12 protein-coding genes and 1 pseudogene are annotated in these 12,260 nt (G+C 35.7%); 8 read left to right on the forward strand and 5 right to left on the reverse strand.

The genetic code is table 11. The features are described 5' to 3' along the window. Positions 1-58 precede the first annotated feature (58 nt). Positions 59-601, reverse strand: coding sequence for a peptidoglycan recognition protein family protein (locus PN497_RS20615; RefSeq protein WP_272110813.1), 543 nt, complete (start codon positions 599-601; stop codon positions 59-61). Positions 602-693: 92 nt separating this feature from the next. After that, positions 694-1,131, reverse strand: coding sequence for a hypothetical protein (locus tag PN497_RS20620; RefSeq protein ID WP_096566365.1), 438 nt, complete (start codon positions 1,129-1,131; stop codon positions 694-696). A gap of 98 nt (positions 1,132-1,229) precedes the next feature. On the opposite strand from PN497_RS20620, the gene metH reads away from it, so the two are divergent. The 3 genes and pseudogenes from metH to PN497_RS20635 all read left to right on the forward strand — a co-directional run bounded on the left by metH (position 1,230) and on the right by PN497_RS20635 (position 5,629). Then, positions 1,230-4,751, forward strand: a complete 3,522-nt coding sequence (gene metH / locus PN497_RS20625) for a methionine synthase (RefSeq protein ID WP_096566367.1) — start codon at positions 1,230-1,232, stop codon at positions 4,749-4,751. 139 nt (positions 4,752-4,890) lie between these two features. Next, positions 4,891-5,306: pseudogene (locus PN497_RS20630) on the forward strand (XisH family protein). Then, entirely contained in the window at positions 5,294-5,629 is a 336-nt protein-coding gene (locus tag PN497_RS20635) for a XisI protein (RefSeq protein WP_096566369.1), read from the forward strand. The pseudogene PN497_RS20630 and the gene PN497_RS20635 overlap by 13 nt, the downstream one beginning before the upstream one ends. A 76-nt stretch (positions 5,630-5,705) precedes the next feature. Here PN497_RS20635 and PN497_RS20640 read toward each other — a convergent pair whose 3' ends face one another. Next, positions 5,706-6,053, reverse strand: a complete 348-nt coding sequence (locus PN497_RS20640) for a type II toxin-antitoxin system RelE family toxin (RefSeq protein WP_228051634.1) — start codon at positions 6,051-6,053, stop codon at positions 5,706-5,708. Further along, entirely contained in the window at positions 6,025-6,288 is a 264-nt protein-coding gene (locus PN497_RS20645) for a type II toxin-antitoxin system Phd/YefM family antitoxin (RefSeq protein WP_096566371.1), read from the reverse strand. The genes PN497_RS20640 and PN497_RS20645 overlap by 29 nt, the downstream gene beginning before the upstream one ends. A 194-nt stretch (positions 6,289-6,482) precedes the next feature. On the opposite strand from PN497_RS20645, the gene PN497_RS20650 reads away from it, so the two are divergent. The 5 genes from PN497_RS20650 (at position 6,483) to PN497_RS20670 (ending at position 11,111) form a co-directional block, all read left to right on the forward strand. Continuing rightward, positions 6,483-7,322, forward strand: a complete 840-nt coding sequence (locus tag PN497_RS20650) for an Rpn family recombination-promoting nuclease/putative transposase (protein WP_096566373.1) — start codon at positions 6,483-6,485, stop codon at positions 7,320-7,322. Between the two features lie 346 nt (positions 7,323-7,668). Next, on the forward strand, positions 7,669-8,658 hold the full coding sequence (locus tag PN497_RS20655) for a phosphate/phosphite/phosphonate ABC transporter substrate-binding protein (RefSeq protein WP_193941909.1): 990 nt from the start codon (positions 7,669-7,671) through the stop codon (positions 8,656-8,658). Between the two features lie 167 nt (positions 8,659-8,825). Then, positions 8,826-9,557 (forward strand): phosphonate ABC transporter ATP-binding protein, encoded by a 732-nt coding sequence (locus tag PN497_RS20660; protein WP_096566375.1) that lies wholly within the window; start codon positions 8,826-8,828, stop codon positions 9,555-9,557. A gap of 210 nt (positions 9,558-9,767) precedes the next feature. Further along, positions 9,768-10,562, forward strand: coding sequence for a phosphonate ABC transporter, permease protein PhnE (gene phnE / locus PN497_RS20665; RefSeq protein WP_096572599.1), 795 nt, complete (start codon positions 9,768-9,770; stop codon positions 10,560-10,562). 195 nt (positions 10,563-10,757) lie between these two features. Beyond that, on the forward strand, positions 10,758-11,111 hold the full coding sequence (locus PN497_RS20670) for a hypothetical protein (protein WP_096566377.1): 354 nt from the start codon (positions 10,758-10,760) through the stop codon (positions 11,109-11,111). A 352-nt stretch (positions 11,112-11,463) separates the two neighbouring features. Here PN497_RS20670 and PN497_RS20675 read toward each other — a convergent pair whose 3' ends face one another. After that, a complete protein-coding gene (locus PN497_RS20675) occupies positions 11,464-12,165 on the reverse strand; it encodes a hypothetical protein (RefSeq protein ID WP_096566379.1) in 702 nt (233 codons plus the stop codon). Positions 12,166-12,260 lie beyond the last annotated feature (95 nt).

A 12,260-nucleotide genomic window follows, 5' to 3' on the forward strand; every position in this document is an offset into this window, starting at 1 on the left:
CGCTATCTTCAAGCTTGTATGTGTCAACAAATTAGTTATGTTCATTGGATGGAAGATATCATGAGATGTTGACATTTTCACCCTTAATAGGACTACTATAACTGAATATGTAAACTTTTGTAACGACATTCAACATTTCTGCATCCAGAGTAATTAAAGCATGATAACTAGCTTGGACATTTTCATCAACATTATTATTTTGAAAAAAATTCACTGCACTAGAAGCAGAATTAGTCGTTTCATGTAAAACAATCAGCGGTTGATTATTTACAGGTACACCATTAACATCATGAGTAAATCTTTCACCATAATTACTAGGATGTACTTTAGCAGCAGCTAAATTAGGTTTATATCCAGCAAAAGCAGCAGTAGTTATGTATTGAGTAATAACTTGATTTTTTGGTTTTCTCTCAACAAAAGACTTAGACAAAATTGGTAACTTAGGTAAAGTAATTGGCGGTTTTTCTGCTGTTTTTTCTGATTGATATAAAGCTTGTGGATATTGATTCCAAATAATAGGATTTGGATTTGATATTCCTGTATTATTTGGCTGTTTTCTTGCACCACCAATAAACATGGCTAAAATCAAAGTTGCCAGCATCAGAAAAATTAGTATTACCCTAGTCGCCCAGTGTCTAAATCTCATAAATTATAAATGTTTGATAAACTAATTTAATAAAATAAACTTAACTTTCACTTAATCAGCCAATAATCTGGAATCCAAAATTTATGAATATTCATCAAAATTGCCCCTGGAAGAAAATTCTCAATATCATCTTCAAAAGCAGCTGTAGGAAAAGTTAACCCAACGGTTTCATTATTGCATATTACCTGCTCAAGTATTTGCTCAAAATTCCATTCTAATTCCTTAATATTAATACATGGTATGCCACACTCATCCTCATAATTATATTCTTCATCTATCATAAATTGTCCATATTTGATATCATAGGTGATCCATTCCAGACGTTCAAATTCATTAACTGGAATAATAGCAGCCACATCTTCCTCCCCTTTTACCAAGACGATGCGCTGTTTCTCCAAGATCACATCATTGATGCTTGCCAATAATTTAACCCTAAATACATCTGTTTGTAAGCGGATAAAACCTGCTTCTTGATTTTTTAACATATTCTTTTCTGTAAACCCTGCCTAAAACATCAAAATCTTGGAAAATAGTAAATTAGGTTGCATCTTATCAGACTACACACAATTTTCTTTCATAAAATATGACACATTCATTTCTCCAACGCTTACATAGTCCAGAACTTCCTGTCATCGTCTTTGATGGTGCAATGGGAACTAACCTGCAAACCCAAAACCTCACTGCTGAGGACTTCGGCGGCGCACAGTATGAAGGTTGTAATGAATACTTGGTACATACTAAACCGGAAGCAGTGGCTAAAGTTCATCGTGACTTCCTCGCTGCGGGTGCAGATGTGATTGAAACTGATACCTTTGGTGGTACTTCTATTGTTTTAGCAGAATACGATCTAGCAGACCAAGCCTATTATCTCAGTAAGAAAGCCGCAGAACTAGCTAAAAGTGTGGCTGCGGAATTTTCTACCCCGGAAAAACCCCGCTTTGTTGCAGGTTCAATGGGTCCGACTACCAAACTTCCCACTTTGGGACATATTGATTTTGATACCATGAAAGCTGCTTTTGCCGAACAAGCAGAGGCTTTGCTTGATGGTGGTGTGGATTTATTCATCGTTGAAACTTGCCAAGATGTTCTGCAAATTAAAGCCGCATTAAACGGAGTTGAGGAAATTTTTACGAAAAAAGGCGAAAGAAAGCCATTAATGGTTTCCGTGACAATGGAAAGTATGGGGACAATGTTGGTAGGTACGGAAATTGCTGCCGTTTTAACTATTTTAGAACCATATTCCATTGATATTCTCGGTTTAAACTGCGCCACTGGTCCAGACTTGATGAAACCACACATCAAGTATTTATCAGAACATTCTCCTTTCGTAGTTTCCTGTATTCCCAATGCCGGTTTACCGGAAAATGTTGGTGGTCAAGCTCATTACAAACTCACACCAATAGAATTACGTATGGCGTTGATGCACTTTGTTGAAGATTTGGGTGTCCAAGTGATTGGGGGTTGCTGTGGGACACGACCAGCACACATTCAACAATTAGCGGAAATTGCCAAGGACTTAAAACCAAAGGTTAGACAACCAAGTTTAGAACCAGCAGCAGCTTCAATTTATACCACTCAAAACTATGATCAAGATAATTCTTTCTTGATCGTCGGTGAACGTCTTAACGCCAGTGGTTCTAAAAAATGCCGTGACTTACTGAACGCTGAAGACTGGGATGGTTTGGTGTCTATGGCCAGAAGTCAAGTTAAAGAAGGCGCACACATTTTAGATGTGAATGTTGACTATGTGGGACGGGATGGCGTGCGTGATATGCACGAGTTAGTTTCTCGCATTGTTAATAATGTTACTTTACCTTTAATGCTCGATTCCACCGAATGGGAAAAAATGGAAGCGGGGTTAAAAGTTGCCGGAGGTAAGTGTTTACTCAATTCTACCAACTATGAAGACGGCGAACCCCGATTTTTAAAGGTGTTGGAATTAGCGAAACAGTATGGTGCTGGTGTCGTCATTGGTACAATTGACGAAGATGGCATGGCAAGAACCGCAGATAAAAAGTTTCAAATTGCCCAACGTGCTTACCGTCAAGCTGTAGAGTATGGTATTCCAGCGACAGAGATATTTTTTGATACTTTAGCTTTACCGATTTCTACAGGGATTGAAGAAGACCGGGAAAACGGAAAAGCCACTATAGAGTCAATTCGCCGCATTCGTCAAGAATTACCTGGGTGTCATGTAATTTTGGGTGTATCTAATATATCCTTTGGCTTAAATCCAGCAGCGCGTATGGTGTTGAACTCAATGTTTTTACACGAAGCGATGAATGCGGGAATGGATGCAGCAATTGTTAGCGCGAGTAAAATTTTACCCCTAGCGAAAATTGAACCCCAACATCAAGAAGTTTGTCGGCAATTAATATATGATGAACGCAAATTTGATGGTGATGTTTGCGTTTATGATCCTTTGGGAGAATTGACAACAATTTTTGCAGGAGTCAAAACCAAACGTAATACAGGCGTTGATGAAAGTCTACCAATTGAAGAACGTTTAAAACGTCATATTATTGACGGTGAAAGAATTGGTTTAGAAAAACAATTAGCTACAGCTTTAGAACAATATCCACCTTTGGAAATCATCAATACTTTTCTCTTAGATGGAATGAAAGTGGTAGGGGAATTGTTCGGTTCTGGACAAATGCAGCTACCTTTTGTATTACAATCAGCAGAAACCATGAAAGCGGCGGTGGCTTATTTAGAACCCTTCATGGAAAAATCGGAAGCTGGTAATAATGCTAAGGGAACTTTTGTGATTGCCACTGTTAAAGGTGATGTCCATGATATTGGTAAAAACTTGGTTGATATCATCTTATCTAACAATGGTTATAAGGTGATTAATTTAGGGATTAAACAACCAGTTGAAAACATCATTCAGGCTTATCAAGAACATAAACCTGATTGTATTGCCATGAGTGGTTTGTTAGTCAAATCCACCGCTTTCATGAAGGAGAATTTGCAGGTTTTCAATGAAAAGGGAATTACTGTTCCTGTAATTTTAGGTGGTGCGGCGTTAACTCCTAAGTTCGTGAATGAAGATTGCCAAAATACTTACAAAGGTAAAGTTGTTTATGGCAAGGATGCTTTTTCTGATTTGACTTTTATGGATAAGTTAATGCCAGCAAAAGCTGCCGGAAATTGGGATGATTTAAAAGGGTTTTTGGATGAGGTAGGAACTGAAGAATCTACCCATGAAGTTAAAGAAAAAGTTGCAAAATCTGTAAAAGCACCTGCTGAACCAAGGGAGATAGATACAAGGCGTTCTGAAGCTGTAGAAATTAACATTGAACGTCCCACTCCTCCTTTTTGGGGAACGCAATTATTACAACCTGATGATATTTCTTTAGAGGAATTATTCTGGTATTTAGATTTGCAAGCTTTGGTGGCTGGACAATGGCAATTCCGTAAGCCGAAGGAACAATCTAAGGAGGAATATCAAGGGTTTTTAAGTGAGAAGGTTTACCCGATTTTAGAAAGTTGGAAAGCGCGAATTATTGAGGAGAAGTTGTTGCATCCTCAAGTGATTTATGGGTATTTTCCTTGTCAGTCTGAGGGAAATTCTCTACATATATATGATGTGGAAAATCAATCTCAACAAATTGCCAGTTTTGAGTTTCCCCGTCAACGTTCTGGGAGAAGATATTGCATTGCAGATTTCTTTGCACCGAAGGAGTCGGGAATAATTGATGTTTTCCCCATGCAAGCGGTGACTGTGGGGGAAGTTGCTACGGAGTTTGCACAAAAGTTATTTGCTGATAATCAATACACTGATTATCTGTATTTTCATGGAATGGCGGTGCAGGTTGCGGAAGCTTTGGCGGAATGGACTCACGCGAAAATCCGCCGTGAGTTGGGTTTTGGTGATGCTGAACCGGATAATATTCGGGATATTTTGGCACAGCGTTATCAAGGTTCTCGGTATAGTTTCGGTTATCCTGCTTGTCCGAATATTCAGGATCAGTATAAGCAGTTGGAGTTGTTGGGTACTGACAGGATGAAGATGTATATGGATGAAAGTGAACAGTTATATCCTGAACAGTCTACGACGGCGATTATTGCTTATCATTCTGTAGCTAAGTATTTCACTGCTTAGTTTTGATATTTTATCCCCCTTCGTTTTTTGATGGAGGGGGAGTTTATTTTTTTGAGTTTCGCGCAAAGACGCAAAGTAAGAAGGATAAGAATAACAATGTGGTAAGTTATTTATATAAGTCAAAACCTATTTTCCAATAATGTCAGCCAGAGATTTATTTCATGAATCAGTAAGAAATGCACTAGAAAAGGAAGATTGGATTATTACTAATGATCCTTTGGAAATTCAATTTGAGGAAGTAAAACTGAAAATTGATTTAGGTGCAGAAAGGTTAATAGCAGCAGAAAAAGCGGGTGAAAAGATTGCTGTGGAAATCAAAAGTTTTGCTACTAACTCACCAGTGAGTGATTTTCATACAGCATTAGGTCAGTTTCTTAATTATCAAATTGCACTTGAAGAAAAAGAACCTGAACGTTTATTATACTTGGCTGTTCCTGTAGATGTATACGAAACCTTTTTTCAATCTCGCCTTCGCGTATTGCAGTACAACGTCATCAAGTTAAAATAGTAGTATATGATCCGATTATGGAGGTAATTGTCAAATGGCAACTTTAGAACACTATCGTCAATGTATTCAAACTATTCTTAATAAACATGGTCAATTTAAACCTAACTATGAAGAAATAGATAATGAATTGATTTTTGATACTTTCCATGATCACTATCAGTTAATGTATGTGGGATGGAATGGTTTAAAAAGGGTTTATTATAGTATTATTCATTTTGATATTAAAGATGGCAAAATCTGGATTCAGCAAAATATGACTGATGCAGATTTAGCTCAAGAATTGGAGAATATGGGAGTACCAAAAGAGGATATTGTACTGGGTTTACAACCACCCTATAAACGCCCTTATACTGGTTATGGGGTGGCGTAATTTGGTTCAAATATATGAAAAATTCTGTAATAATTGGTTAGGTAAAGCGAATACTTCGTCAATTGCATATTAAAAACTACAATAATTTCTGCAAAAGATTATAAATATCTCCCTTATCACCTTCTTTTCTTAAACCTACACCAACTACTAAAACTACGACCTGATCATTTTCTACGTGATAAACTATACGGTAACGTTGACCCACAGCCCTAACACTGCGATAATTAATCAACTGTCCCGTTAAAGGTTTTCCCTGTTTTTCAGGTTCTATTTTTAATTTATCAATCCGTGAACTCAAAGCTTTCTGGTGACGTTTATCTTTAATATTCCCTAACATCTCCAATGCTAAAGGTGTTAACTGAATTTCAAATTCAATCTGATCAGATTGTGGTTTATCAAAGTCCGAGTTTAAGTTTTGCATCATTCCAACTAATAGTTTCTCCCCTGTCGGCTTGAGCTATACTTTCTTGTAGTTGCTGGGTAAATTCTTTATCAGATAAAATTGCTAATGTTTCTAGCAAAGATTCATATTGCTCAAAACTAATGGCCGCCATTACTGGTTTACCATGTTTGGTGATGATTATTGGTTCTTGTTGTAAATCATCTGGTAAATCTAAAAGTTGCTCTTGTGCTTCTGTAATTGTTAGGTATTTTAACATATTTTGGTTGTCAATAATTTCTCTATGTCATTATATCACTAATTCAAGTTAATTTCAAAATATGATTTTTAGGTTATCCACAATCTTGATGTAATTAATTGGAATTAATATAATATTTTGCTTGTTTACTATTGTATCATGTTTCATAGTTCTTCCCCAATCAACAGTTCAAAAAATATTTAATCGCAATATTCATGAAAACAGATTCCATCTTTTATCGCATTTTTCAAACCTTACCTCAATCTTTTTTTGAATTGATTAATTTACCCCCTAGTGAAGCAAATGCTTATGATTTTGCTTCTGTAGAACTCAAACAAACAGCTTTTAGAATTGATGGTGTATTTGTACCTAAAGATAATCAACCAAAAAGAACGATTTATTTTGTAGAGGTGCAATTTCAAAGAGATGAGGATTTTTATTCTCGCTTTTTTTCGGAAATCTTTCTTTATTTACATCTCTATGCTTCCACTACACCCTGGCAAGCTGTGGTTTTATTTGCTAAACGTAGTATAGAACCCACAGAAATAGAACCCTATCGCTATTTATTGGAAAGTCCTTTGGTAACTCGGTTATATTTGGATGAATGGGTAGATGTACAAACATCCTTGGGATTAGGTATCATTAAGTTAGTGGTGGAAAAAGAAAAAGCAGTTCCAGCTTTAGCGAGAACTTTATTATCACAAGCAAAATCAGATTTACCTGATACCCGTCAACAAAGAAATTTGCTAGATTTAATTCAGACAATAGTTTCCTATAAATTACCCCTTCTTAGTCCCCAGGAGTTAGCAAGAATGTTTACTATGAGTGATTTAAAGAACACCAGATATTATCAAGATGTGCGTTATGAATCAGAATTAAATCTGGTAATGCGTTTACTGGAAAGGCGCGTAGGTGGAATTAATCAAGATTTACAGGTAAAAATTAATAAGTTATCTGTGGAAGATTTGGAAAATCTAGGTTTAGCGTTGTTGGATTTTACCAGTGTTAATGATTTGGTTATTTGGTTAAATAATCAAAATATTGCAGAGGGTTAAATATTAATAGTGGGTTACGTTCCTAACCCACCTGACAACTTTTAATTTAATTGTTTCATCATCACAGATTTATTCAGTTTTACCAATAAATTTTCTCTGTTATCCGTGCCTGGAGTGGTTCAATATTCCATATTTTATAATTTGTCGTAATTTAATAACTTTTGGTTAAACGCTACTAAACACAATATTTTACAAAAAATCACAACAAAACGTAATTTAGTAAATTTTGCAAATAAATATTGGAAATAATTTTCATCTAGCTTATTGACTTTTATTCCTAAAAGTTTTAAATTGATTTACCAGATTAGTTGAAAGTTATTTGCAAAAATACTGAGAAAATTTACTAATGAATAGCAATAAAGTGGGTGTGACTAAAAAGGGCTTATTAGCTGCTAGTGGGGCATTTGCAGCCCTCGCTGGTTTAGTTAGCACCTTGGGCGGAATGCAAGAAGTTGTAGCTAACCCAAATCTCAACCAACAAGCACCACGCTTACTTGCCCAAAGAAGTTCTCAAACTTTAACAATAGTTTTTCCTACTCGAAAGGATGCACCTGATTTGCAAGAAAAGGCTAACAAGGTAGCCAAATTCTTGTCTAAAGAATTGGGAATGCCTGTAAGAGCGCAGTTAGCTGATGATACAGCCGCCGTGGAAGCTTTACGAGCAAACCGTGCTGATGTGGCTTTCTTGAGTAGTCGTCCAGCTTTGAAGGCTGAACAATTAGCAAATGCACGCTTGCACTTAGCGGAAGTTCGTGACAATTATTCCGGGAGATTTACTTATAACTCCATATTTGTTGTTCCCAAAAATAGCCCTCTGCAAACCAGAAATACTGCTAAAGCAACTCTGGAACAGCTACGGGGTAAAAGAATGGCGTTTACTTCTCCTACTTCTGGTTCAGGTTTTATGTTCCCTGTGAGTGAGTTGGTGAAAAACGGTTTTGTACCTGATAAAGACCGTATGGAAGGGTTCTTTGGTCAAATTGCCTACGGCGGTAATTATAGTAAAGCTTTAGAAGCTGTAGTGCGTGGTCAAGCGGATGTGGCAGTAGTATCAGAATATGCCATGTACCCCCCTTATATTTCCAATGAAGACCGGTCTAAGTTACGTGTGCTGCATAAAATTTCTGGTGTTCCTGCTCACGGAGTTGTTGTTGATGATGATATTCGAGCAGATGTTCGGGAAAAAATCATTAACGCCCTACTCAAGTTAAATAGACCAGAAAATAACGAAATGCTCAAGAGCTTGTATAATTCTACAGAGTTAGTGAGAGTCGATCATAATCGTCATCTCAAACCTGTCCGCGAAGCCTTGAAAACTTTGGGAATGGAACCATAATTACAGCAGAAGTCAGGAGTCAGGAGTAAAACTGGCCTTGTACATAAGGTTCAATTGAGATTCTGTAGCTCATTGATCTGCAATCTGCTGTAATTAGGGGTAAGCATTATGCTAAACCCCTATAAAAATTTCTCCTTATATCCAATTAGCTATTATCAATTACCAGCGTGAAACAGATCGAATGTCATAATTTAGAAACGGCTTATTCTACATCTTTAAATCGTCCTATCCTCAACAATATTAATCTTGAGATTGAACAAGGTGAATTTGTGGTTTTGTTGGGTTTGAATGGTGCAGGCAAGTCTACATTATTGCGATCGCTGGTAGGTTTAGTACCATTGGAAAAAGGAGAAATTCACATTAGTGGTTTACAAATTACTCTCCAAACATTGCCGAAAATTCGCCGGGAAATTGGGATGTTGTTTCAAGGTGGTGGTTTAATTCGGCAATTATCAGCTATTGAAAATGTTTTGTGTGGTCGTTTGGGTGTGAGAACAACTAGACAAACTTTATTTGGTTTTCCTCAACGCGATCGCCTTTTGGCAAGAGAATTATTAGGACAATTAGGTTTAAGGGAGCAAATGTATCAAAAAACGGGTCAACTGAGCGGTGGACAACAACAAAGAGTAGCGATCGCTCGTGCTTTAATTCAATCACCACAAATACTTTTAGCTGATGAACCTATCACCGGTTTAGATGTAGTTGCATCCCAACAAGTAATGCAAACTTTATCTCACCTCAACACAGATCAAGGCTTAACTATTATCACAGTATTACATGATTTAGGCATAGCCGCAGAATACGCCCACAGAGCTATAGTTTTAGATGCGGGTCGTGTAGTTTATGACGGAAAATGTGATAACTTGCAAGAAAAATTTTCTCATGTTATAAGCGTGTAAAAATCTAGAGTCACCCCAATAACTTTATAATTAATGTTTAATTTTTGCTGATAACATTTTTGTTTTAATCCTGTAAATCCTTAAATCCTGTACTTCGACTTCGCTCAGTAACCAGACATCCTGATTCTGACAAATTGCCCAATCAGCAACTTACATTATTATTGATTTTATTTTTATATTCTCAAATCAAAATTACGAGTCATGAAAAAAATGAAAAAATCCTTTAATTCTAAATTTCTTCACCATTACTCTTGGCTAATTAATATAGTGATTGTATTAGTAATGGTAGTAGCTTATATTTGGGCTTTGCAAGGTTTAAAAGTAGACTCTGCACTATTAAAAGATAGCTGGCCTTATATTATAGATTTTATTAGTCGCTTATTTCCACCAGATTGGAAAGTGGTAGATATAGCAATTAAAGGATTAATTGAAACCGTGCAAATGTCCTTATGGGGAACTTCTCTTGGTGCTATTATTTCCCTACCAATAGCGATCGCCAGTGCTAATAATATCGCTCCCTTATGGTTACGTTGGTTAGCAAATTTACTGCAAAATGCCGTTCGTTCTGTTCCCTCAATTATTCTCGGTTTAATATTTGTAGCAGCTACCGGTTTAGGCGCTCCCGCAGGAACGTTAGCTTTATCCATCTACACTATTGGTTATCTTGCTAAATTTTATCAACAAGCTATTGAAGCTGTAGATGCTCGTTCTTTAGAATCTTTACAGGTAATTGGTGCATCAAGAATTCAAGTAGTTCAATATGGAATAATACCCCAAGTTTTACCCTTGGGATTAGGCTATACTTTGTGGATGTTTGAGTACAATATCCGTGCTGCTTCCGTACTCGGTGTAGTTGGTGCAGGAGGAATAGGTTTTCAGTTAAAAAGTTATATAGATGGTTTTGAATACAACAAAGCTACAACCATGATGTTAGTGCTATTGGTAGTAGTAACAGTAATTGATGTTATTAGTAGTAAATTACGGCGTTATTTAGATTCAATGTAAAAATTCAGGAAATTATGATGTCAAGCAGTTTATTGTACTCAGTCATGCTACTGCAAAGCTCAATCTATGTTTTGTCTGACTCATGCTTAATCGGTTAGCTCACGTATAGATATCAAATGGGTTCTATACTGAGATATATCTTTTACTACCTTTCCGACTTTTCAAACACCCTCTTATACCTTTCCTCTTGTATCTATGACTAACTCTCAACCTAATCCTTTGGAACTTGCTAAACAAGGTGATACTAAATCCATTACCTTTTTGATAAACCGTTCCCTTAAATCACAAGGTATCACAGCAAAAACAATTATTCAAGATAGCTGTTTAATAGTAATGTTGGAAGCCCAACAAATACCAGAACATAATCTAGCCTTATTAATTTACAAAGGTGTATTAAACTTAGGAATCAAGTCAATTCAAACTCTAAAAGTATATGGAAGACAAATAGGAAAAGAAAATCCAGCTTGGAAGCAAGACTTTAATCTTGTAGAAGCAGTTAAAGTAGTATCAAATACAGAAAATAATCAAATTAGTAATTCATTCAATTGATAAAGTTGAAAAGGATAATTTAGAATCATCTAAAATAATATCTCCAATACATACTAATGATAATCCACCAATTAACAGTGCTGAACAAAAAGAAAAAATAAAAGATGTTCCAGATAAAATCTTGCTACAATGTCAAGGGGAAAATGGGTCTATTATCATCAGTGAATATAGGGTAGTGATCAAGCGAAAAACAGGTTTTTTGAGCCTTTATAAGAAACAAGAAATATCTATTGAATACAAAGATATTTTAGATTTTCAATATGAGCGATCACATTTATTAAAGCTTGGTTTTATATATTTTCAAACAGGGAGTTATCCAAACGAAATAAATTTAATGATCGCGATCGCACAGTTACTTGCTATTTTTAGAGTCGGTTTCTTTTGTATCCTCTAGTGTTTCTGCTGGTAGTTTTGATAAATTATCATTTGTTTCTTCGTTCATAATTGTTGTTGCGCCCTCTGAATCTTTGTCTTCTTGTCTCTGTGGAAATATTTTTTGATCTTCTTCTGAGGTATCTAAAGATGATTCTTCTTGTGGTTCTAGAGATATTTTTTCTCTGTCTGATGAATTAACTTCGCTGTTATTATCTAAGATTTTTTTATGATTTTTTGTTGAAGTATCATCTATTGGTTTCTCGATGGTTGAACTTGATTCTTGTTTCTCATTGCTAGTTCTATGTCTTTTTCTTGACATAGAATCACTAAAATTTAAAAAACTACTACTTGCATTTGCTATATTTGCAGACATAGATGAATGTAATTCTTCTATTTTACCATTTTCTGCTTCAATTAATAAGTCTATAAACTTACTAATCAATTTATTACGTGGTGTATGCTTTAAATAATCTTCTAAGTAAGATTTGTATAAATCTATTAGTTCAGAATCATTTTTTAATGTGTAACCATCTCTCATCCACTTATCCAAATCTGATAATAGTTGATATTTTTTACTGTCTTTTTTCTTAAGTTTTAACAAGTTTTGGCGATATGGCTGATCATCTAACTTAGTTTTTTTATTCCCAGCAGAATTTTTACTTGTCTGAGAACTAACCAAATAAGAAAAAAGGCTAGAATCTATTTCTTCTTCTTGCAGAAGCTCTAATGCTTGATTAATTTCACAACTACTGTTGCCATACCAGATGATTACCC

Origin of the sequence: Sphaerospermopsis kisseleviana CS-549, from assembly GCF_028329225.1 — a bacterium.
GTDB lineage: Bacteria > Cyanobacteriota > Cyanobacteriia > Cyanobacteriales > Nostocaceae > Sphaerospermopsis > Sphaerospermopsis kisseleviana.

Bases quoted from the DNA above. Each gene is read 5' to 3' on its own strand.
- PN497_RS20615 (WP_272110813.1), bottom strand. From the start codon at position 601: ATGCTGGCAACTTTGATTTTAGCCATGTTTATTGGTGGTGCAAGAAAA.
- PN497_RS20620 (WP_096566365.1), bottom strand. From the start codon at position 1,131: ATGTTAAAAAATCAAGAAGCAGGTTTTATCCGCTTACAAACAGATGTA.
- metH (WP_096566367.1), top strand. From the start codon at position 1,230: ATGACACATTCATTTCTCCAACGCTTACATAGTCCAGAACTTCCTGTC.
- PN497_RS20635 (WP_096566369.1), top strand. From the start codon at position 5,294: ATGGCAACTTTAGAACACTATCGTCAATGTATTCAAACTATTCTTAAT.
- PN497_RS20640 (WP_228051634.1), bottom strand. From the start codon at position 6,053: ATGATGCAAAACTTAAACTCGGACTTTGATAAACCACAATCTGATCAG.
- PN497_RS20645 (WP_096566371.1), bottom strand. From the start codon at position 6,288: ATGTTAAAATACCTAACAATTACAGAAGCACAAGAGCAACTTTTAGAT.
- PN497_RS20650 (WP_096566373.1), top strand. From the start codon at position 6,483: ATGAAAACAGATTCCATCTTTTATCGCATTTTTCAAACCTTACCTCAA.
- PN497_RS20655 (WP_193941909.1), top strand. From the start codon at position 7,669: ATGAATAGCAATAAAGTGGGTGTGACTAAAAAGGGCTTATTAGCTGCT.
- phnE (WP_096572599.1), top strand. From the start codon at position 9,768: ATGAAAAAATCCTTTAATTCTAAATTTCTTCACCATTACTCTTGGCTA.
- PN497_RS20670 (WP_096566377.1), top strand. From the start codon at position 10,758: ATGACTAACTCTCAACCTAATCCTTTGGAACTTGCTAAACAAGGTGAT.